This window comes from Halomonas maura (assembly GCF_030409305.1).
Classification (GTDB): domain Bacteria; phylum Pseudomonadota; class Gammaproteobacteria; order Pseudomonadales; family Halomonadaceae; genus Halomonas; species Halomonas maura.
The window spans coordinates 48,479-70,402 of record NZ_JAUFPQ010000004.1; the positions used below are offsets into that span (position 1 = coordinate 48,479).

Annotated in this window: 18 protein-coding genes; 3 read left to right on the forward strand and 15 right to left on the reverse strand. The window is 68.3% G+C overall.

The window, feature by feature from the left end; genetic code table 11:
* Nucleotides 1-5 precede the first annotated feature (5 nt).
* The 15 genes from xylB to lhpI all read right to left on the reverse strand — a co-directional run bounded on the left by xylB (nucleotide 6) and on the right by lhpI (nucleotide 18,953).
* Nucleotides 6-1,493, reverse strand: a complete 1,488-nt coding sequence (xylB, locus tag QWY76_RS01195) for a xylulokinase (protein WP_290309289.1) — start codon at nucleotides 1,491-1,493, stop codon at nucleotides 6-8.
* On the reverse strand, nucleotides 1,493-2,980 hold the full coding sequence (locus QWY76_RS01200; RefSeq protein ID WP_290309290.1) for a mannitol dehydrogenase family protein: 1,488 nt from the start codon (nucleotides 2,978-2,980) through the stop codon (nucleotides 1,493-1,495). The genes xylB and QWY76_RS01200 overlap by 1 nt, the downstream gene beginning before the upstream one ends.
* Before the next feature lie 52 nt (nucleotides 2,981-3,032).
* A complete protein-coding gene (locus QWY76_RS01205; protein WP_290309291.1) occupies nucleotides 3,033-3,665 on the reverse strand; it encodes a nucleoside triphosphate hydrolase in 633 nt (210 codons plus the stop codon).
* A gap of 140 nt (nucleotides 3,666-3,805) precedes the next feature.
* The gene (locus QWY76_RS01210) at nucleotides 3,806-4,582 is read right to left on the reverse strand and encodes an L-iditol 2-dehydrogenase (protein ID WP_290309292.1); all 777 of its coding nucleotides are present in this window, start codon (nucleotides 4,580-4,582) and stop codon (nucleotides 3,806-3,808) included.
* A gap of 46 nt (nucleotides 4,583-4,628) precedes the next feature.
* Complete coding sequence (locus tag QWY76_RS01215) at nucleotides 4,629-5,315, reverse strand: HAD family hydrolase (protein ID WP_290309293.1); 687 nt, start codon at nucleotides 5,313-5,315, stop codon at nucleotides 4,629-4,631.
* 11 nt (nucleotides 5,316-5,326) lie between these two features.
* A complete protein-coding gene (locus tag QWY76_RS01220; RefSeq protein WP_290309294.1) occupies nucleotides 5,327-6,472 on the reverse strand; it encodes an ABC transporter ATP-binding protein in 1,146 nt (381 codons plus the stop codon).
* Nucleotides 6,473-6,484: 12 nt separating this feature from the next.
* Nucleotides 6,485-6,676 (reverse strand): hypothetical protein, encoded by a 192-nt coding sequence (locus QWY76_RS01225; RefSeq protein ID WP_290309295.1) that lies wholly within the window; start codon nucleotides 6,674-6,676, stop codon nucleotides 6,485-6,487.
* Between the two features lie 192 nt (nucleotides 6,677-6,868).
* Entirely contained in the window at nucleotides 6,869-7,756 is an 888-nt protein-coding gene (locus QWY76_RS01230) for a carbohydrate ABC transporter permease (protein ID WP_290309296.1), read from the reverse strand.
* 16 nt (nucleotides 7,757-7,772) lie between these two features.
* On the reverse strand, nucleotides 7,773-8,663 hold the full coding sequence (locus QWY76_RS01235) for a carbohydrate ABC transporter permease (protein ID WP_290309297.1): 891 nt from the start codon (nucleotides 8,661-8,663) through the stop codon (nucleotides 7,773-7,775).
* A gap of 63 nt (nucleotides 8,664-8,726) precedes the next feature.
* Nucleotides 8,727-10,037 (reverse strand): ABC transporter substrate-binding protein, encoded by a 1,311-nt coding sequence (locus QWY76_RS01240; RefSeq protein ID WP_290309298.1) that lies wholly within the window; start codon nucleotides 10,035-10,037, stop codon nucleotides 8,727-8,729.
* A 174-nt stretch (nucleotides 10,038-10,211) separates the two neighbouring features.
* Nucleotides 10,212-11,168 carry a sugar-binding transcriptional regulator gene (locus QWY76_RS01245; protein ID WP_290309299.1) on the reverse strand — a complete coding sequence of 319 codons (957 nt, stop codon included), beginning with the start codon at nucleotides 11,166-11,168 and terminating at the stop codon, nucleotides 10,212-10,214.
* Nucleotides 11,169-11,283: 115 nt separating this feature from the next.
* Complete coding sequence (putA, locus tag QWY76_RS01250) at nucleotides 11,284-14,955, reverse strand: bifunctional proline dehydrogenase/L-glutamate gamma-semialdehyde dehydrogenase PutA (RefSeq protein ID WP_290309300.1); 3,672 nt, start codon at nucleotides 14,953-14,955, stop codon at nucleotides 11,284-11,286.
* A gap of 164 nt (nucleotides 14,956-15,119) precedes the next feature.
* Nucleotides 15,120-16,421: an NAD(P)/FAD-dependent oxidoreductase gene (locus tag QWY76_RS01255; protein ID WP_290309301.1), complete on the reverse strand. Its 1,302-nt coding sequence runs from the start codon at nucleotides 16,419-16,421 to the stop codon at nucleotides 15,120-15,122.
* Nucleotides 16,418-17,875: a Na+/H+ antiporter NhaC gene (gene nhaC, locus QWY76_RS01260; RefSeq protein WP_290309302.1), complete on the reverse strand. Its 1,458-nt coding sequence runs from the start codon at nucleotides 17,873-17,875 to the stop codon at nucleotides 16,418-16,420. The genes QWY76_RS01255 and nhaC overlap by 4 nt, the downstream gene beginning before the upstream one ends.
* A 115-nt stretch (nucleotides 17,876-17,990) precedes the next feature.
* Nucleotides 17,991-18,953, reverse strand: a complete 963-nt coding sequence (gene lhpI, locus QWY76_RS01265; protein ID WP_290309303.1) for a bifunctional Delta(1)-pyrroline-2-carboxylate/Delta(1)-piperideine-2-carboxylate reductase — start codon at nucleotides 18,951-18,953, stop codon at nucleotides 17,991-17,993.
* A gap of 122 nt (nucleotides 18,954-19,075) precedes the next feature.
* Here lhpI and QWY76_RS01270 point away from each other — a divergent pair, with 122 nt between their 5' ends.
* From QWY76_RS01270 to QWY76_RS01280, 3 genes are all read left to right on the forward strand, one after another.
* Nucleotides 19,076-19,876, forward strand: a complete 801-nt coding sequence (locus QWY76_RS01270; protein ID WP_290309304.1) for a helix-turn-helix transcriptional regulator — start codon at nucleotides 19,076-19,078, stop codon at nucleotides 19,874-19,876.
* 523 nt (nucleotides 19,877-20,399) lie between these two features.
* Nucleotides 20,400-20,603, forward strand: coding sequence for a hypothetical protein (locus tag QWY76_RS01275; protein ID WP_290309305.1), 204 nt, complete (start codon nucleotides 20,400-20,402; stop codon nucleotides 20,601-20,603).
* A 410-nt stretch (nucleotides 20,604-21,013) separates the two neighbouring features.
* Complete coding sequence (locus QWY76_RS01280) at nucleotides 21,014-21,244, forward strand: hypothetical protein (protein ID WP_290309306.1); 231 nt, start codon at nucleotides 21,014-21,016, stop codon at nucleotides 21,242-21,244.
* Nucleotides 21,245-21,924: the final 680 nt, after the last annotated feature.

Sequence of the window (21,924 nt, forward strand, 5' to 3'; positions counted from 1 at the left end):
GGGGTTCAGGCGGGGATGGCGTGCCGGTCGGCCAGCGCCCGGCGGTAGCGAGCGTAGGCCTCCTCGTAGGCCGCGACGCGGTCGGCGTCGGGGGTGGCCCGGGTGCTCTCGTCGAGGTGCACCAGGCGCTTGCAGAGGGCCTCGAGGGGCATATCGGGGTAGCCTTCGCACCAGGCCGCCTGCAGCGCCGCCCCCAGGGCGGCGGCCTCGCCGACGGTGGGGCAGATGACCGGTGCGGCGGTGATATCGGCGACCATCTGGCGCCAGACCGGGCTCTTGGCGCCGCCGCCGATCAGGCGGATCTCGCTGGCTCCCCGGGCCAGCGGGCCGATCCGTTCGAGGCCATAGCGCAGCCCGAAGGTGGCCCCCTCGACCACCGCCCGGCACAGGTTGTCGGGGGTGGTGTTCAGGCCGGTGAGGCCCGCCAGGCTCGCCGTGGCCTGGGGCAGTGGCGGCACCCGCTCGCCGTTGAAGAAGGGCAGCAGCGTCAGCCCCCCGGCGCCGATGGGCGCACGGGCCACCCGCTCGTTGAAGGCCGCCAGGTCGAGGTCGAACAGCTCGCGGATGCGGGTGGTGGCCGAGGTCACGTTCATGGTGCAGATCAACGGCAGCCAGCCAGCGTGGCTGGCACAGAAGCTCGCGACCTCGGCGCTGTCGGCGATCACCGGGGCCTCGGCATGGGCGTACACCGTGCCCGAGGTGCCGAGGCTCAGGGTCACCAGCCCCGGGGTGATGTTGCCGGTGCCGATGGCCCCGAGCATGTTGTCGCCGCCGCCGCTCGAGACCACCACGCCGTCGGCCAGGCCCAGCTCGCGGGCCAGCTCCAGGCGCACCGTCCCCGCCGGCTCGTGGGACGCGACGAGGCGCGGCAGCACCCGACCGGGGTCGAGTTCCGGGGCGATCTCGGCGAACACGTCCTCGCGCCAGCGCCGCGCGCGGGTGTCGAAGTAGCCGGTGCCCGAGGCGTCGCCGGCCTCGGCGACCCGCTCGCCGGTGAGCCAGAAGTTGAGGTAGTCGTGGGGCAGCAGCAGGCTGTCGATGCGCCGGTAGGCGTCGGGCCGGGTGTCGCGCAGCCAGGCCAGCTTGGAGGCGGTGTAGCCGGTCTGCAGCACCAGCCCCAGCCGGTCGAGACAGCCCGCCTCGCCGCCCAGGCGCTCGACCAGGGCGGCGTTGTGCGCGGCCGTCTCGGTGTCACACCACAGCTTGGCCGGGTGCACCGGCTCGCCCCGCTCGTCCAGGGCCACCAGGCCATGCTGCTGGCCGGACACGCCGATGGCGCGGATCGCCCGGGCATCGATGCCGGCGCTGGCCACCGCCTCGGCGAAGGCGCCGAGGAAGGCCGCCCGCCAGTCGGCCGGGTCCTGCTCGCGACGGCCATTGTCGCCCTGCTGCAGGGCATGGGGCCGGCTGGCCTCGCCGAGAATCCGCGCCGCCTCGATATCGACCACCACCACCTTGGTGCTCTGGGTGCCGCAATCCACCCCGATGTACATCAGTCGCCTCCTCGCGTCGTCGCCAGGGCCTTGAGTGTGGCACGGGCCCCCTGCTCGTGCAGCGAGGCCAGGGCCGCAAGATAGGCCTGGCGGAAGCGCTCGTCATCGGCGAGGTCGCCGAACAGCTCGCGGTTGTCGATAAAGGCGGTGAGGTCCTCGCGCTGCCGGCCCGCACGGGCCATCAGCTCCTCCCCCAGGCGATCGACCACCTCGATGGGCTCCCCCTGCTCGTCGCGCCCCTCGGCATAGCGCGCCCAGCTGGCGACCACCGCGGCGGCACTCTGCATCTTGCCGCCGCGGGCCAGCTGCACACGGATCACCGGCAGCAGCCACTTGGGGATGCGATCCGAGCTCTCGGCGCACAGCCGCGCCAGGGTGTCCTTGATCTCGGGGTTGGCGAAGCGCTGGATCAGGGTATGCCGATAGTCGTCGAGGTCGATGCCGGGAACGGCGGACAGGGTCGGCGTGGCCTCGCGGGCCATGTAGTCGAGCAGGAAGTCGACGAACAGCGGGTCCTGGCAGACCTCGTGGGCGTAACGATAGCCGGCCAGGTAGCCGAAGTAGCACAGCGCCTGGTGACTGGCGTTGAGCAGCCGCAGCTTCATCAGCTCGTAGGGCTCGACGTCGTCCACCACCTGCACGCCGACGTCCTCGAAGGCCGGGCGCCCGACGGCGAAGCGGTCCTCCAGCACCCACTGGGTGAAGGGCTCGCAGACCACCGGCCAGGCGTCCTCGAGGGCGAAACGGCTGGCCAGCTCCTCGATATCGGCGGCCATGGTGACCGGCGTGATGCGATCGACCATGGAGTTGGGAAACGGCACCTCGGCCTCGATCCAGGCGGCGAGCCCGGCATCCCGGGCCCGGGCGAAGGCCGTGAACATGCGGTGCGCCACCTCGCCGTTGCCCTGGATGTTGTCGCAGGACATCACCGTAAAGGGCGGAATGTCTCGTGCCCGACGCCGGGCCAGCGCCTCGGTGATCAGGCCGAAGGTGGTCCTCGGGGTGGCGGGAGTGGCCAGGTCGTGGCGCACGTCGGCGTTGCCGAGGTCGAACTCGCCGGTCACCGGATGGAAGTTGTAGCCGCCCTCGGTGACGGTCAGCGAGACGATACGGATGGCCGGGTCGGCCATGGTCTCGATCACCGCCTCGGGGTCGTCCGGGGCATAGCGATAGTCGATGATCGAGCCGATCACCCGGGGCACGACCTCGCCATCGGGATGCTTGATCACCAGGGTGTAGAGGTGGTCCTGGGCCGCCAGGGCCTCCTGCATGCGCCGGTCGCCGGGCATCACGCCGACGCCGACGATGCCCCAGTCCAGCGCCTGGCCCTGGTTCATCAGGTCATCCAGGTACATGGCCTGGTGGGCACGGTGGAAGCCGCCCACCCCGAAGTGGACGATGCCGGCGCTGACGGCGCCGCGGTCGTAGGCGGGCACGGCGACCGCCGGGGCCAATCGCCCCAGGTTGTCGGTGTTGAGTCGCGTCATCTTGGATCTCCTGCCGCGTGCGGCGAATCGGTGTCGGGGCTGGCGTCGTCGCTCAGACCGTGGCGGCCCAGTGCACGTCGGCGGGAACGGACGCGCGCTTGATCAGGCGGGCATTGAGCATGTCCTTGTGACGGGCGCGGTCGATGGCCCCGTCATGGTCCTGACCCATGTTCAGCCAGCGCTGGATCAGCCGCGCCTCGAGCACCTCGTCCGGCACCTCGAGGAACAGCGTCATGTCGAACGACGCCCGCAGCTCCGGCCAGGGCCCGTGGTCCAGCAGCAGGTAGTTGCCCTCGACGATCACCAGGCGGTGGTCGAGGGTGATCAGCCGCCCGCCGGCCCGGGCCAGGTCCAGGGGCCGGTCGAAGACCGGCACGGCAACCGTACGATCGGCACGGCGGATGCGCGCCAGGTCCTGCAGCAGGCCGTCGGTATCGAAGGTCTCGGGGGCGCCCTTCACCGGCACCAGCCCCTCGGGCTCGAGCACGGCATTGTCGAAGTGGTAGCCGTCCATCGGCACCACCGCGGCGATGCCCGGCTGGCGCTCGTTGATCTCGCGACACAGCCACTCGGAGAGCAGCGACTTGCCGGCCGCCGGCGGCCCCGCCAGGGCCACGATGAAGCGCTCGCGCCCCGTCGCCGCCTCGAGCAGCCGTACGGCCATGTCATGGATATTCGGATTCATCGTTGTTCCCGCGTGGTCAAAAAATCGCCGAGCGGGATGAAGCGCTAGGCGCACGGCGCGCAGGAGCCCGAGCATATGGGGTATATGTGAGGGACTCCGAGCACCGCGCAACGCAGCGATTCGCCCGCGCAGGCATTTTTTCAGCTCATCCAGTTGCCGCCATCGACGTTCAGCGTCTGGGCCACCACATAGTCGCTGTCGTCGCTGGCGAGGAAGACGGCGGCCCCGGCATGGTCCTCCGGCCGGCCCATGCGCCCGTAGGGCACGGCCTCGCCGACCAGGCGTTTCTTCTCGCCCAGGGGGCGGTTCTCGTAGCGGGCGAACAGCGCATCGACTTCGTCCCACATCGGGGTGTCGACCACCCCCGGGGCGATGCCGTTGACGTTGATGCCGTGCTCGATCAGCGCCAGGCCGCAGGACTGGGTCAGGCTGATCATCGCGGCCTTGCTGGCGCAGTACAGGCTGACCAGCGGCTCGCCGCGGCGCCCCGCCTGGGAGGCCATGTTGATGATCTTGCCGCCCTGGCCGCGCTCGACCATGGCCTTCGCCACCGCCTGCAGGGTGAAGAAGGCGCCCTTGACGTTGACCGCGAACTGCCTGTCGTAGCTCGCCTCGCTGACCTCGAGCAGCGGCGCCATGTCGAACACCGCGGCGTTGTTGACCAGGATGTCGATGCCGCCGAAATCGCGCCGGGTCGCGTCGATCAGGGCATCGATGGAGGCCCGGTCGCAGACGTCCAGGCGGATGCCTCGGACGCGCTCGCCACCGGCGAGCTGGGCCACGGCCGCGTCGATGGCGGCGGTGTCGATATCAGCCACCACGACCCGTGCGCCTTCGGCGAGATAGCGTTCGGCGATGGCCAGGCCGATGCCTCGCGCACCGCCGGTGATCACGGCCACCTTGTCTTGTAGTTTCATGCTGTCGTCCTGGTAAGGGGGGTAAAAGGGAAGAAGACGAGTACGCTCAGGAACCGACGGTCGGCCGGCGGGTGTCCCGCCATTGCCGCACCGTCTCGACCAGCCCGGTCATGTGCGACAGGATGCGCCAGGCGCCGGCCTCGCGGAGCCGCTGGGCCTGCCCCGCCGCCACATGGCTGGCGCCGGTGAAGCCGACCACCGCCATGCCGGCGCCGTGGGCCGCGGTCACCCCGGAGACGCTGTCCTCCACCACCAGGCAGTCACCGGGCGCACAGCCCAGGCGCTGCGCGGCCAGGCGGTAGACCGCCGGGTCCGGCTTGGGGTGGGCCACCTGATCGGCGGTGATGATCGGGATATCGCCCAGCCGGACGTCGAGCCTGGTGGTGGCAAGCGACGCCAGCACCCGCTGACGTCGGCTGTTGGAGACCACCGCCAGCGGCAGCTCGAGGGCGGCGATGGCCGCGGCGACGCCGTCGACGGGGCGCAGCTCGTCGGCCAGACGGGCCTCGATGGCGTCGTCGACCCGCGCGGCGGCATCCGTCGGCAGCCGATAGGCGCTGCGCGCCTCGAGGTAGCGCAGGATGTTGGCCGTGGTCATGCCCAGCGCCGCCTTCAGCTCGGCCCGGGCGGCCAGGTCCGGCAGCCACTCGCCCAGCAGTTCGAGCAGGGTGGCCTCGGCGATGGCCTCGCTGTCCACCAGCACGCCGTCGCAATCGAAGATCAGGCTGTCCATGCGCCCTCCCATCACTGGCCGACGGCGTCGGAGGGGGCACGACTGTCCTGGCGGCGCAGGCCGGCCAGGGGATGCTGTTCGAGACTCGACAGGGCCAGCCCCTGGGCATCGAAGAGATGCGCCCGGCCCGGCGCGAAACCGAAACGCACCTTGTCATGCACGCGGTGCGCGACATCGCCGTCGGCCATCAGGGTGACCATGGCCTCGCCCATCTGCACGTACAGCGAGGTCTGGCCGCCCAGCCGCTCGAGGACCTGGATCTCCCCTTCCAGGGGGCCCTGGTCGTCCAGCACCAGGTGTTCGGGGCGGATACCCAGTTCCAGGGTGGTGCCGCTCGCCTGGCCCTGCCCCGCCACGGGCACCCGGGTCACGTCACCGCCCGGCAGGCGAACGCCGACGCCATTGGCGTCGGCCTCGACCGCCTCGACGGCCAGGAAGTTCATCTTCGGCGAGCCGATGAAGCCGGCCACGAAGCGGTTGCGGGGGTGGTGGTAGAGCTCCATGGGCGAGCCCACCTGCTCGACCTCGCCGTCGTGCAGCACGACGATCTTGTCGGCCATGGTCATGGCCTCGATCTGGTCGTGGGTGACGTAGATCATGGTGGCATCGAGCTCCTCGTGGAGCCGCGCCAGCTCGATGCGCATCTGCACGCGCAGGGCGGCATCCAGGTTGGAGAGCGGCTCGTCGAACAGGAAGATGCTGGGGTTGCGCACGATGGCGCGACCGATCGCCACGCGCTGGCGCTGGCCCCCGGAGAGCGCCTTGGGCTTGCGATCCAGCAGCGGTTCGAGCTGCAGGATCCTGGCCGCCTCGAGGACCTTGCGGCGCCGCTCGGCCCTGGGCACCCCGGCCAGGCGCATGCTGAAGCCCATGTTGTCCTCGACCGTCATATGCGGGTAGAGCGCATAGCTCTGGAAGACCATGGCCAGGCCGCGGTCGGCGGGGCCGACCTCGTTCATGCGCTGGCCATCGATCACGATGTCACCGCTGGTGGCACTCTCGAGCCCGGCGATCATGCGCATCAGGGTCGACTTGCCGCAGCCGGAGGGCCCGACGAAGACCACGAATTCCCGGTCGTTGACCTCGAGGTCGACGCCCTTGATGACGTCGGTCTCGCCGAAGGTCTTCCTGATCTGCTTGAGTTGTAGCGTTGCCATAAGGGGATTCCTTTACTTGACGGCGCCGAAGGTCAGGCCACGCACCATCTGTTTCTGGGTCTGTGCGAGAGCGCCAGCCGAAGATCGGCGGCTCGGCATCGTCGTCATCTGTTTCACCGCGCCGAAGGTCAGGCCGCGCACCATCTGCTTCCGGGGCTGTGCGAGAGCGCCAGCCGAAGATCGGCGGCTCGGCATCGTCGTCATCTATTTCACCGCGCCGAAGGTCAGGCCGCGCACCATCTGTTTCCGGGCCTGTGCGAGAGCGCCAGCCGAAGATCGGCGGCTCGGCATCGTCGTCATCTATTTCACGGCCCCGAAGGTCAGGCCGCGCACCATCTGTTTCCGGGCCTGTGCGAGAGCGCCAGCCGAAGATCGGCGGCTCGGCATCGTCGTCATCTATTTCACGGCGCCGAAGGTCAGGCCACGCACCATCTGTTTCTGGGTGAGCCATCCGAAGACGAGAATCGGCGCGATGGCCATGGTCGAGGCGGCGGAGAGCTTGGCCCAGAAGAGCCCTTCGGGGCTCGAGAAGGAGGCGATATAGGCGGTCAGCGGGGCCGCCTGGGAGGAGGTGAGGTTGAGGCTCCAGAAGGCCTCGTTCCAGCTCAGGATCACCGACAGCAGGCCGGTGGAGGCGATCCCCGGCAGGGTCAGCGGCAGCAGCAGGTAGAGCACCTCCTGCAGGGTGCCGGCGCCGTCCATGCGTCCCGCCTCGAGGATGTCCTTGGGCATGTCCTTGAAGAAGGTGTAGAGCATCCACACCACGATCGGCAGGTTCATCAGCGTATAGACGATGACCAGCCCGGTACGGGTATCCAGCAGCCCGACATCGCGGAACAGCAGGTAGATCGGCACCAGCACGCCGACCGGCGGCAGCATCTTGGTGGAGAGCATCCACAGCAGGGTGCCCTTGGTGCGCCTGGTGGGCAGGAAGGCCATGGCATAGGCCGCCGGGATCGCGATCAGCAGCGCCAGCAGCGTCGAGCCGAAGGCCACCACCACGCTGTTCAAGGCGAACTTGGCGTAGCCGGCGCGGTTCTGGACCGCGTCATAGCTCTCCAGGGTCGGCGAGAAGATCAGCGACGGCTCGGCGATGGCCTCGGCCTCGGTCTTGAAGCCGGTCAGCACCATCCAGAAGATCGGGAAGAAGATCAGCAGGGCCACGGACCAGCCCAGCATGCCCAGCCACAGGCGGCGGCTGTGCAGGATACCCAGCAGCGGCGCGCGTTGCGCCTGGGGGGCGGAGTGGCTGGTGGACAGCGGTTTGGTTCTTGCAGTCGTCATGAGAGGCGCTCCCGCGTCAGCTTTCCAGGTTCCTGGCCACCATGCGGACCAGGAAGATGGCGACGATGTTGGCGAGGATGATCGCGATCACCCCGCCGGCGGAGGCCATGCCCACGTCGAAGTCGAGCAGGGCGCGAATGTAGATCAGGTAGGCCAGGTTGGTGGTGGCGAGCCCCGGGCCACCGGAGGTGGTGACGAAGATCTCGGCGAAGATCGTCAGCAGGAAGATCATCTCGATCATGATCACCACGCTGATCGCCCGCTTGAGGTGCGGCAGGGTGATGAAGAAGAAGATGGCGATCGGCCCGGCGCCGTCCATGCGGGCGGCCTCCACCTGGTCCTCGTCGAGCGACTGCAGGGCGGTCAGCAGGATCAGCAGCGCGAAGGGCAGCCACTGCCAGGCGACGATGATGATGATCGAGGTCAGCGGCAGCGACGAGAACCAGTCCACGGCCGGCAGCCCGAACAGCTCGGCGACCCAGGACAGCACGCCGTTGGCCGGGTGCATCATCATGTTCTTCCAGACCAGCGCGCTGACCGTGGGCATGACGAAGAATGGCGAGATCGCCAGCACCCGGGCGATGCCCTGGCCCATGAACTCCTGCTGGAAGAGCACCGCCAGCAGGGTGCCCCCGACCACGGTGATCGCCAGCACCCAGCCGACCATCAGCAGGGTGGTGCCCATGGCCGACCACAGGGCGGGGTCGGTGAACAGGTACTCGTAGTTCTCGAGCCCGGCGAAACCGGTCATGCCGGGCATCAGCAGGTTGTAGCGCTGGAAGGAGAACCACAGGGTCATGCCCAGCGGGATCAGCATCCAGAGCAACAGCAGGGAGACGGCGGGCGCCTGGAGCGAGAGGGACCTAAGCCCCCCGACGGTACGCCCGGAAGTTCTGGTCTTGTTCATGTCGGTAACCGTGAAGGGTCGCGAAGGGGGCACCGGCCGGGTCTCCCCGGCCGGCGGACAGGGTCACTCCTGGTAGCCGGCACGCTCGATGGTGCGCTGGGTCGCGCGCTGAGCCGCCTGCAGGGCCTGCTCGACGGAGGTCTCGCCGGTCAGCGCCGAGGCCACCATCTGGCCGACCTGGGTGCCGATGGACTGGAACTCGGGGATGCCGACGAACTGCACGCCGATATAGGGGGCCGGCTGCTGGGTGGCGTCGGTGGGATCGGCGCCCTGGATGGCCTCGAGCACGAAGTCGGCGAAGGGCGCGGCCTCCTGGTAGTGGGGGTTCTCGTAGGTGGACTTGCGGGTCCCCGGGGGCACGCTGGTCCAGCCCTCCTGCTCGCCGACCAGCTCGACGTACTCCCGGGAGGTCGCCCAGGTGATGAACTCGCGGGCGGCGTCCTGGGAATCGGAGGTCGCGGGGATCGCCAGCGCCCAGGACCACAGCCAGTGGGAGCCCTTCGGCGTCTCGGCCACCGGCGCCGGGGCGAAGCCCAGCCGGTCGGCGACCCGGGACTCGTCGGCGTCGTAGAGCTTGCCCGCCGCCGAGGTGGCGTCGACCCAGATGGCGCAGTTGCCCCGGGAGAACAGCGCCAGGTTCTCGTTGAAGCCGTTGGAGCTGGCGCCGGGCGGGCCATAGTTGCCCAGCAGGTCGACGTAGAAGCCGATCGCCTCCTGCCAGGCCGGCGAGTCGATCTGCGGGTTCCAGTCCATGTCGAACCAGCGCCCACCGAAGGTGTTGATCATGGTCGAGACGAGGGCCATGTTCTCGCCCCAGCCCGGCTTGCCGCGCAGGCAGATGCCGTAGGTCTGCTCGTCGGGGGCATGGAGTTGCTCGGCCCAGTCGCGCACCTGCTGCCAGGTGGGCTGCTCGGGCACCTCGATGCCGGCATCACTGAAGAGGTCCCGGCGGTAGTACATCATCGAGCTCTCGGCATAGAAGGGCAGCGCATGCAGGGTGCCGTCCTCGCTCAGGCCGTCGCGGACCGACTGCAGCAGGTCGTCGACCCGGTAGTCCTCGGGCAGGCTGTCGAGGGGCGCCAGCCAGTCGCGCTCGGCCCAGATGGGCACCTCGTAGGTGCCGATGGTCATGACGTCGAACTGGCCACCGCCGGTGGCGATGTCGGTGGTCAGGCGCTGGCGCAGCACGTTCTCCTCGAGCACCACCCAGTCCAGGGTGATGTCCGGGTGGGCCTGCTCGAAGGCCTCGGTCAGGCCCTGCATGATCACCATGTCGTTGTTGTTGACGGTGGCCACGGTGATCGTTTCCGCCTGGGCCGCGCTGGCGCCCACGGCCGCGATACCGGCCAGCGGGAGCACACGAGAGAGCTTCATGGTTGGCTCCTTTGGGGAAGTCTTGTGTTGTTGTCGACGCTTGATTCGGCTTTTTGATCATTTAAATCAGAGCACGAACAAATGATCGATCACGACCCCAAAAAAAGCAAAGCCACAGCGTTAGACTTTAGGCGCTAAGACTTTGGCCGCAGCGCCTGTGCCGTCAAGACCGGATCAGAGCTCCGCCTCGACGATGTAGCGCGCCGCGTGTTCGTCGGTGACCAGGCCCTTGAGCCAGCCGCCGCGCAACGCAGCGAGCAGCGCCGGTCCCTTGTCACGCCCGCCGCCCAGCGCCACAAGGGGGCGATCACGGAAGATGGTCAGCGGCAGACTGGTCACCCGCCGGGTGATGGAGCAGTCGATGACCTCGCCGTCCTGGCTCAGCGGCCAGCCGAGCAGTTCGCCCACCGCCTCGCGCTCCAGCAGCTCGTCGAGCTCGGCCTCGCTGATGAAGTGGTCCTGGAAGAGCGTCGCCTGGCGGTCGATGCGCCCCACCCCGATGAAGGCCACCTCGGCCTCGCGGGCGACCTCGGCCACCGACTGGTAGAGCCGCTGCCCGCACAGGGCCTCGCTCTCCTCCACCGAGCCCGCCACCACCGGGGCCGGCAGCAGGAAGCGCTCGCCGCCGGTCTTGTCGGCCAGCACCATGACGCCGTCGTAGCGGTTGGAGGAGCCATCCCGGGCGACGTTGCCGACCAGCGAGACGACGCGATGCTGCGGGCGGTCGATGCGGCTCAGCGCCTCGACCATGCCGCGCACGGCACGGCCGGTACCCAGCGACAGGGTCAGCGGCTCGCTGCGGTCCAGGTACCAGGACAGTCGCTCGGCCGCGGCCACCGCCAGGTAGCGGGTACTGCCGTCGGGCGCGCCCTGGGGATCGGAGGGCACCACGTCGCAGAACTCCAGCCCGTACCGCTCGCCGATCGCCTCGGAGAGCGCCATGCAATTGGCGATGGGGTGGTCAATATGCACCTTGACCAGGCCCTCCTGGCGCGCCAGGGCCAGCAGGCGCTGCACGCCGGGACGCGACACCCCAAGTTGGCTGGCGATCTCGTCCTGGGTGTGACCGCCCACATAGGACAGCCAGGCGGCCCGGGCCGCCTGGTCCAGCTTTCTCTCGAACTTGTCCACGGGTCGCCCCACTCCGGTTGGCCAGTCACCGGCCGATCATCGCAAGGCGCACGCCAATGCACAAATGGCGGCGCCGACGCGATCCGGCGTCGGCGCCGCCATCGGGCCCCCGCGCCTATTCGGCCGTCGCCAGCAGGCTGGCGTTGCCCCCCGCGGCGGTGGTGTCGATGCACAGGTGGCGCTCCACCACGTAGCGCGCCGGCGCGATGGCCTGGGTCTCCAGCGACACGATGGGCCCGTCGCGCTCGGCGAGCGCGAGACGCAGCTCGCGGGTCCAGTCGCCGGCAGCGGCACCGGCGGCGGCCACGGCCGCGATGCCCTTCAGGGCGGTGAGCGCCTCGGCCGCGACGGTGCCGTCGAAGGCGGCGACCGGCGCCCCGGCCTCGCTCAACGAGCGCACGTCCCCGTCCGCACCGGGAGCGACGATCAGCGCCGCACAGCCCGCGCCGAGCGCCTGCGCGGCCTGGGCGATCGCGATATCGAGGGTCGGCCCCAGGCACAGCACCGGGCCCTTCGGATACAGCGACAGCCGGTTGCTTTCCCCCGTCGGCCCCGGCAGCGTCTGCGGCGTCATGTCCAGGGCCGCGGTCTCGGCGAGCGCCTTGCGGATCACCCCGCGCTTGCCGGAGAGCGCCTTGCGCAGCACCTCGACCCGATCGGGCCGCGCCGCCCAGTTGCGCGGATCCAGCCGGTCGAGCGCTGCCTGGAGGTCGGCGAGAGGCACGACCTCGCCCCGGGGCGCCTCGAGGTGCTCGACGGCGGCGGTGCGGCGGAAGCGGTTGACGTAGAGTGGGCCGCCGGCCTTCGGCCCGGTGCCCGACAGGCCCTCGCCGCCGAAGGGCTGGGAGCCGACGATGGCGCCGATCTGGTTGCGGTTGACGTAGATGTTGCCGACATGGATACGCTCGACGATCTGCTGCACGCGGTCGTCGATGCGGGTGTGCAGGCCGAAGGTCAGCCCGTAGCCCTTGGCGTTGATCTCGTCGACCACGCCGTCGATGTCGCGCGCCTTGAAGGTGGCCACGTGCAGCACCGGACCGAAGATCTCGCGCTCGAGATCGTCGATGCCCCCCACCTCGACCACGGCCGGGGTGACGAAGGTGCCGGCGTCCGGGGCGGGCAACGTCTTGAGCACCTTGCCGGCCTTGTCCTGGGCCGCCACATAGGCGCCGATATCGGCCTGGGCCTCGGCGTCGATCACCGGCGAGACGTCGGTATCGGTGTTCCAGGGATCGCCGATGCTGAGCGCATCCATGGCGCCGTCGAGCATCGTCAGCAGCCGCTCGCGCGCCTCTTCCTGGACATACAGCATGCGCAGCGCCGAGCAGCGCTGGCCGGCCGACTGGAAGGACGAGATCAGGATGTCGCGCACCGCCTGCTCGGTCAGCGCCGTCGAGTCCACGATCATGGCATTCAGCCCGCCGGTCTCGGCGATCAGCACCGCCTCCGGCCCCGCATTCTGCGCCAGCGCCTTGTGGATGATCTGCGCCACTTCGGTCGAGCCGGTGAAGCAGACGCCGGCGATCCGCGGATCGCCGGTCAGCGGCCCGCCCACCGTGGGGCCGTCGCCGGGCAGCAACTGCAGCGCCGCCTCGGGCAGGCCGGCCTCGCGCATCAGCTCGACGGCCCGGGCGGCGATCAGCGGCGTCTGCTCGGCGGGCTTGGCGAGCACCGCGTTGCCGGCCGCCAGCGCCGCCGCGATCTGGCCGGTGAAGATGGCCAGCGGAAAGTTCCACGGGCTGATGCAGACGAAGATGCCGCGGGCGTTGCCCGGCGCTTCCGCCTCCAGCCGCTCGCCCTCGCAGGCGTAGAAGCGCAGGAAGTCCACCGCCTCGCGCACCTCGGCGATGCCATCGAGGATCATCTTGCCGGCCTCGCGGGTGGCGATCACCGTCAGCTCGGCCATGTGCTCCTCGTAGAGGTCGGCGACCCGACGCAGCACCTCGGCCCGCTCGGCCACCGGGCGCGCCGACCAGTCCTTGAAGCCGTCCTCGGCGGCGTCGAGGGCGGCCGCCACCTCGTCCGGCGTCGCCTCATGCACCTGGCCGACCACCCGCGAACCGTCGGCGGGTGACAGCGCATCGCGCGCCGGGCCCTGCGGTGCCGGACTGCCGGCCAGCATCGGCGCGGCCATCCAGGTGGTGTCGGCGAAGGCCTCGCGCGCCGCCAGCAGCGGCAGGATCGAGGCGGGTTCGTTGATCCGGTAGCCGCGGGAGTTCTTGCGTTCGGGGGCGAAGAGCTCGCCGGGCCGGCGAATCGACGGGCTGGCGATGGCATCGCCCAGGCGCTGCATCTCGGCCACCGGGTCCTTCGAGACCTCGCTGGGGGGGATCGACTCGTCGACCACCTGGTTGACGAACGAGGAGTTGGCGCCGTTCTCCAGCAGGCGGCGCACCAGGTAGGCCAGCAGGTCACGGTGCGCGCCGACCGGGGCGTAGATCCGGCAATGGGTCCCCTCCGACTCCTTCACGATGTGGTGCAGCGACTCGCCCATGCCGTGCAGGCGCTGGAACTCGTAGCTGTCCTTGTCGTCGCCGGCCATGGCGACGATGGCGGCGCAGGTATGGGCGTTGTGGGTGGCGAACTGTGGATAGATGCGGTCGCGCCGGTCGAGCAGCAGCTGCGCGCAGGCCATGTAGCTGACGTCGGTGTTGACCTTGCGGGTGAACACCGGGAAGGTCTCGACGCCCATCTCCTGGGCCAGCTTGATCTCGGTGTCCCAGTAGGCGCCCTTCACCAGTCGCACCATGATCTTGCGGTCGAGCCGCTCGGCCAGCTCGTAGAGCGCCTCGATCACCGGGGCGGCGCGACGCCCATAGGCCTGCACCACGACCCCGAAGCCATCCCAGCCGGCGAGGGCGGGGTCGGCCAGCAGCGCCTCGATCACGTCGAGCGACAGATCCAGCCGGTCCTGCTCCTCGGCGTCGATGTTGAAGCCGATATTGGCCTTGGCCGCCTGCTTGACCAGCTCCAGCGCGCGGGGCACGAGGTCGGCCATCACCGTCTCGCGGTGGGTGGTCTCATAGCGCGGATGCAGCGCCGAGAGCTTCACCGAGATCCCGGGGCTGCCGCGCACGTCGCCCTTGGCCTGCCTGGCGATGGCGGCGATCGCCTTGGCGTAGGCCTCGTAATAGCGCAGCGCATCGTCGTCGGTCCGCGCCGCCTCGCCCAGCATGTCGTAGGAATAGGTGTAGCCCTGCTTCTCGAGGGCGCGGGCATTCTTCATGCCCTCCTCGATGGTCTGGCCGAGCACGAACTGGCGGCCGAGGATCCTCATCGACTGGCCGACCGCGGTGCGCACCACCGGTTCGCCCATTCGCCGCACCAGGCCGCGCAGCGCCCGCACCGGCCCCTTGGGGTCCTCTTCCAGCACCTTGCCGGTGAGCATCAGCGCCCAGGTCGAGGCGTTGACCATCGACGACGAGGACTTGCCCAGATGCGCGCCCCAGTCGGACGGCTCGATCTTGTCGTGGATCAGATCGTCGATGGTTTCCGCGTCGGGCACGCGCAGCAGCGCCTCGGCCAGGCACATCAGGCCGACGCCCTCGGCGGTCGAGAGCCCGTATTCGGCCAGGAACGCCTCCATCATCGACGGCGACGTTTCCTTGCGCACCCGTGCCACATAGTGGGCGCCGGCCTCGGCGACCTTGCGGCGGTCATCCTCCGACAGCTTGATCTGGTCGACGAGCCCATGCAGCACCGCTGCCTCGTCGGCCGCGTAGTTGGCGCGGATGCGTGCCCGCGACTCGCTCACGTCGCCTTGCGGCTGAAGGTTGGCTTCGTTCATGCAGGATCCCCCTAGCGACGCGCATCGCCTCGTCGATGTGATCTCGGATGCCGTCGTCGTTGTCGAAAGTCATTCATCTAGCGTAGGCGCCCAGGCCGGGGTTGCCCCCACCCACTTCGCTCACGCGATAAACGGTGGCCCCCGGGGACCTGGCGGCAGCGGCGCTAGGCCGGGCAGCGGCCGGTCTGCTCACGCCGTCCCCGATGCCCCGAAAAGCGGGTCACGCGGTAGGGGGCGAGGTCCAGGGCCGGGGCTTGCCCCGCCAGTCGCGCGGCCAGAAGCTCCGCGGTGATCGCCGCCTGGGTGAGTCCCAGGTGCTGGTGGCCGAAGGCGAAGTGCACCGCCGGGTAGTCCGGATGGGTATCGATCACCGGCAGCGAATCGGGCAGCGTCGGGCGGAAGCCCATCCACTCCTCGGCGCCATCATCGAGGCCGGCGGGGTCGCGCAGCAGCGCCTCGGCATGATGGCGCAGGGAGGCGTAGCGGCGCTTGACCGGCGCCAGCGACAGGCCACCGAGCTCGGTGAAGCCGACCACCCGCAGGCCACAACTCATCGGCGTCATCACGAAGCGCCGCTCCGCCGAGCCCACCGGGTGTCGCAGTGCCTGCCCCCGCTGGGGCAGCGTGAGGTGATAGCCGCGCTCGGTCTCCAGCGGGATCGACAGGCCGAGTCCGGCCGCCAATTGGTGGCTCCAGGCCCCCGCGGCGATCACTGCCTGGTCCGCCTCCCACTCCCCCGCGTCGGTGTGAAGGCACACGCCTTCGCCACGGGGCTCGAGGCGCTCCACCTTCGTCTGACGGATCACCCCGCCGCGGGCCTCGAAGGCCGCGGCCAGGCGCCGCACCAGGGCATAGGGGTCGCGCACCTGGTGGGCGCCGGGGAAGTAGAGTCCGTGGCTCAGTTCGCCCGTCAGCCCCGGTTCGCGCTTGCGCAGCGCCGCCGCCTCGAGCCATTCCACCTCGATGCCCCAGCGCCGCAGGTGGGCCATCTGCGCCTTGGCCGCGGCCCGGCCTCGGTCGGACTCCCAGACCAGCAGGTAGCCCGAGGGCAGCAGTTCCTCCCCGGCGCCGATATCGGCCAGGCAGCGCCGCCAGGCGGCCACCGCGGCCCCGTTCAGGGCTGCCAGTGCCTGGCGCCCTTTCGCTACCCGGGAGGGACGGGCGGCGGCGACGAAGCGCACCAGCCAGGGCGCCAGCTGCGGCAGGTAGCGAAGGGGCAGGGCCAGGGCCCCGTGGGGGTCGAGCCAAAGCCGTGGCGCCTTGCGCAGGGTGGCCGGCGTCGACAAGGGATCGATCAGCTCGGTGGCCAGGAAGCCGGCGTTGCCGTAGGAGGCGCCCTCCCCTGGCCTCTTGGGGTCCAGCACGCTGACCGCATGCCCCTGGCGCTGCAGGGCCAGCGCGGTGGTCATGCCCACCACGCCGGCGCCGACCACCGCGATCCGGCGGGGGTAAGCGGCCTGGCTCATGCCAGGTCCTCCGCCACGGCCGCACCAACCGGTGCCTCGGGCTCGGCCCGCCGGGAGAACCAGCCCAGTTGGGCATAGAGGATGCCGATCAGCGGCGACAGCCAGCAGGCGAAGGCCAGCGGGATATACAGCAGCTGGCTGAAGTCGCCGGCGGTCACGGTCAGCCCCAGCGCGCCCATCACGAAGGCGCCGCCCGCGTTCCAGGGCACCAGCGGCGAGACCAGGGTACCGCCCTCCTCGATGGCTCGGGCCAGGTTGAGCCGCGAGTAGCCGAGCTCGTCGTAGGCGGGCTTGTACATGCGCCCCGGCAAGGCGATGGACAGGTAGACGTCGCCGGACACCACGTTGGTGGCGATGGAGGTCATGATGGCGCTGGTCTGCAGCCCCCGGAAGCCCTTGAGGCGCTTCATGATGGTATCGACGATGGCCTCCAGGCAGCGGGTGCGCTCCAGGGCACCGCCGAAGGCCAGGGCGAACATCATCAGGGTCACCACCCAGGTCATCGAGGTGACGCCGCCGCGGTTGAGCAGGCTGTCCAATGTCGCGGTGCCGGTCTCGATGGTGAAGCCGCTGTGGGCAAAGGTCAGGGCATCGTGGAGGGTCGCGCCCTGGGTGAGGATGGCCACGCCGCCCCCCAGCATCACCCCGGTGAACAGGGCCGGGATCGGCGCCACCTTGAAGAAGGCCAGGCCGATGACCACCACCAGCGGCAGCAGTTGCCAGACGCCCATCGCGAAGTTGTCGGCCAGTCCCTGCTTGATCAACTCGATCCGCTCGAGGGAATCGCCGCCGGCGCCCTCGGCCCCCCCTACCACCAGGTAGACCGCCAGGGCGATCAGCATGGCGGGAACGGTGGTGGGCAGCATGTAGCGGATATGGTCGAAGATGTTGGTCTCGGTCACCGCCGGCGTCAGGTTGGTGGTGTCCGACAGCGGCGAGATCTTGTCGCCGAAGAAGGCCCCGGAGACGACGGCACCGGCGGTCCAGTAGATGGGCACGCCGAAGGCGTCGCCGATGCCGATCAGCGCCAGGCCCACGGTGCCGACGGTGGTCCAGGAGGAGCCAATGGACAGCGATACCATCGAGCACATCAGCATGGCGGCCGCCAGGAACCAGCTCGGGTCGATCAATTCCAGGCCCAGGTAGATCAGCATCGGCACGGTGCCGCTGGCGATCCAGGTGCCCACCAGCATGCCGACGATGATCAGGGTACCGATGGAGGGCATCGCCACGTGCAACACCTTGAAGGCACCGGCCTCGATGTCCTTCCAGCGGTAGCCCTGCAGCCAACCGACCAGGGCGGTGATGCCGAAGCCGATGGCCAGCGGGATATGCGGGGTGAAGTCGTCGTAGTAGAAGATCTGCACGCCGAGCAGGCCGATGGTCAGCACGATGGGGATCAAGGCCAACGGCAGGCTCGGTACAGGGATGTCAGGGACTGAGTGGTCTTTCATCTTGCTTAACACTCCCGGGCGGGGTATGACCCCACCCTGTTGTCGTTGTGTCAGGAGTCGAGGGACGCAGCGAGGGTCGCCAGCCCTGCTCCCAGGGCTGGTCGATGACGAGGGCTCAGGGCTGTGCGGTACAGCGCTCGTAGGCCAGGATGGCGGCGGCGAGATCCTCAACGGAGGCGCCCACCGACTTGAACACCGTGATGGCCCGTTCGGGATCCTCGAGCGCGCTGCGCCCGGCATGGCGCTTGGCGCACAGGTCGGGGAAGTCGGCCAGGATATCGGCTTCCTCGATGACCCCGGTCTTCAGCGGATCGATCAGGTCGCCGGTCTCGCTGAACGCCCCCTCGCGGGTATCGACGAAGATCGCCCCGCGGCGCATCACCTCGTCATCGGCCTCGCGCATGAAGGGCGTGAAGCTGCCGACCAGGTCCAGGTGGGTGCCGGGCGTCAGCCACTCGCCCCGAATCAGCGGCTCGCGACTCAGGGTGGCGCAGCTGATGATGTCGGCCCGGCCGGCGGCATCGGCCAGGCCATCCGCCGGTACCGCCTCGGCATCGATCCCCTCGTCGCGAAGCTCTTTCGCCAGGGCCTGGGCCGAGGCCTCGCGAATGTCCCAGATGCGCACCCGCTCGATGGGCCGGATGGCTTGGTGCGCCGGGATCAGCCGGCGTCCCATGCGCCCGGCGCCGACCATCAGCAGCTCGCGGGCGTCCTCGCGGGCCAGGTAGCGGCCGGCCAGGGCGGAGGCCGCGGCGGTGCGACGCGCGGTCAGCTCGTTGGCCTCGAACTGGGCCAGGTGGTGGCCGGTACGCGCGCAGCTCAGCAGGTAGTGGCCGCTGAGGCCAGGCATGCCGCGGTCGTTGTTGCCGGGAAAGACATTGACCTGCTTGACCCCCAGGTACTGGCCCTCGATCCAGGCCGGCATCAGCAGCAGGGTGGCGTCCGGATCGCCCGGTACGCTCAGGTGATGGTGGTGGCGCACCGGCGAATGCACGGTGCGGGTGAAGATGTCGTCCAACGCATCCACCAGGGCCCCCCAGGGCAGGCTGGCGGTGACTTGTTCGGCGTCGAGATACATGTCAACCTCTTTTCAACTGTGTCCAAGGCCAGTCTATAGAGGGGCCCGCCACGGGCTCTTGACCCTGTCTCCGCAAGCGTTGTTTCAGGCTACGCAATCATCGCGGCCCCGAGGGGAACGCCATGTCACTCACCCAGGCCCGCTGCAACCGCATCGCCCGCCGCTCAGGCGAGCATTGCCACGACCACCCCCAGTTGATGCTCGGCTGGCGCGGCGCCATGGACTACGAGTTCAGCCGGGGGAGCGAACGACTGGTGCTCGGCCAGGCGGCGATCCTCCCCACCCGCGAACCGCATAGCTACCTGGGCCGCGGGGAAGACAGCGAGGTGCTGGTGATCGACCTCGACACCGACGACCCCTGCCTGGCCTCGCTGGAGAAGAGCTGTTCCCTGGACCTGCGCGAGTCGCTGTTCGCCGCACCAAGGGCGCTCAGCCTGCCCCCCACCCTGCTGCCGATGGTGGAGTTCGCCACCGGCCAGCTGAAGCTGGCCCATACGCCTGAGCAGCGCGCCCTGATCAACCAACAGCTGGCCGTGCTGTTCGTCAGCCAATGCAGTCAACTGCTCGCTCAAGGCGCAGGCGAGGCGCTCAGACCTGGTCGCCTGTGCGCCGCGGCCCTCGATGCCTTCATCGACGAGCGCCTGGCCAGCCCGCCGGACAACGCCACCCTCGCCGACGCCCTGCACCTCGGCCAGAGCCAGCTGCACCTGCTCTGCCAGCGGCAGTTCGGTGTCTCTCCCCAGCAATACGTGATGAACCGACGCCTGCAGTGGGCCCGCCACTGGCTGCGTCATACCCGGCGGCCCGTGGGCGAGATCGCCCTCGACCTGGGCTTCGCCGAAGTCTCGAGCTTCTCCCGGGCCTTTCGCCGGCGCATGGGCCATGCGCCCAGTGCCGAGCGCCGCGTCACCGGCGAATGCTGACGCCGCCCTGCCGAGATCGCCTGCTTGCTTCCGACGCCCGGGCCTGGTCCCACGGGTGAGCCCGCTTGTTGCGGGTCATGGCGGTGAATGAGAAGAAATCCTGACAATGGCGCCGAACTATGCCTACGCTGAGGAAGCCTGGATGGTGTTCATTACATGACGAGTCAGGGGGTGGTTGACCCCTTCGCACGCCCTGCGGGGCGCGTGAACGTTATTCCTCGATGACGGGACGTCCTGTTGATTCGCTCCCAACGGGAAGCAGAGAGAGCGCGAGAAGTTGCGAGACATCCAGAAGCGTGCACGCTTCGGCACGATCCATGGCGAGTAATGCTCACTTCACCCCATGGGTGAGCATGTTGCCCACCAACACCAGGTGGGCTTTTTTTGTCCGCGGCAAAAAAGTTAAGCAGGATTAGCATTAGCTCAAACACCCAGTTATTGTTACACAAAATAAACTATTGTATCTATAAGTTACAATCAACATGAGAGATAGCTCATGCACAGACCGGCTGTCGATACGCGAATGTCAGCTGAGGATCTCGAGGCGCTGGATCATCGCGCCTTCGATGTCATCGGGGCGATCCCCCGCCACAAGCACGATCCTCGCGCGGGGATCTATATCGTGCTGAAGGAGGAGTCCCCCTACGCCAGCCGCTTGCTGGTCGAGGTGGACGATCCCGATTGCCTATTCGCCCTCTCGGAGCTGCGACGCCGCCTGGACCTGTAGCCACACAAACTTCATGGGGGAAGGTGGGGAAATCAGGGGCCTGCCATCCATCGGCGGGTGCCGCCAGCCTGCCGTAAGCCAGCGACATAGGCGGCCAATCCCACCTTTTTCCTAGCTCATGATCAGGCCTTTTCTCGGGACAACTCCTCAGCAATGGCCCAGATAGACTGATAAAAAACCATGCCCCTACCGGGAGGGACTCATTCTCGAGACGCCCGACTTTTCGCGAACATTTTCCCGAGAAATGCTGTCGTATTATCAAGCTGATCAAGGAGTTAACCGCCACAGCCTCGGATGTTACCGTTGCACTTGCTCCGTCGTGTCCCGCACAAGACAGCTGCAATCAGCGACGCTTTTTACATAGATGCCATCTATTATTTCATTAGCTTACAAGAAAAGAAGCGCTGCCCATGCCGAATCCAGCCTCCGAGAGGTATATCTCGGTAGAAGACCTCGATGGCATCGATCCCGAGGCCTTCGACGTGATCGGGGTCATTCCCCGCAATCAGCGAGATCCTCGCTACGGGCTCTATGTCGTGCTGAAAGAGAAGCCGCCCTTCGCCACCCGACTGCTGATCGAGGTCGACGACCCGGATAACAAGCACGTTCTCGCCCACCTGAGGCGCCACTTTAGGCTGTAGTCTCCCGGTGACCGTTCGTGGTTATACACAGGACCTACTCTGCAGAACCCGGCTGTGGATACCTGATATACAGACACAAAAAACCGCCTCGATAGGCGGCCTCTTCTTCTCTGCAACGCTTTGATTCCCGACCCCGCGATGCTGCCGGCACCAGGAGTCGAACCCGGGACCTGCTGATTACAAGATTCTGCTGATTCAGCAGGTTAGAGCTTACTGTCAACAGAATCATGGGCTTACAGCGCTTCATCCCCGCATATCGGCTAGCTGTGGCATCGCCCTGTAGACACTATGTCGTCACTGCGCTGTCTCCGGCGCTGGTCATCCCATCCCTACGGCGACTGTCAGCGTTGGCCTACATCCCCGCCCAGCTTTGATCCCTATCCTCTAATGAAACAGGAGGCTTCAGCCATGGACGATATCACGATGATACCAGACCCCAGCGGTCGCTGGGTGATGATGTGCCCCTGCGGTGCCACAGAGACAAGGGCCCCTAATGGGCCTTCCTGGGCGTCGTTTGCTCTTCACCTGATAGATGGCACTCACTACCGCATTGTCTGCAATGCGTGCGGGCATGTTACTGAGCACTCAATGCACGATGAATTAGGCCATTGCGTACGTTTGACCTTCCCCCTGGATTCGGTCCAACCACAATGTGAGAACCGCTCCTTCATGCACACCGC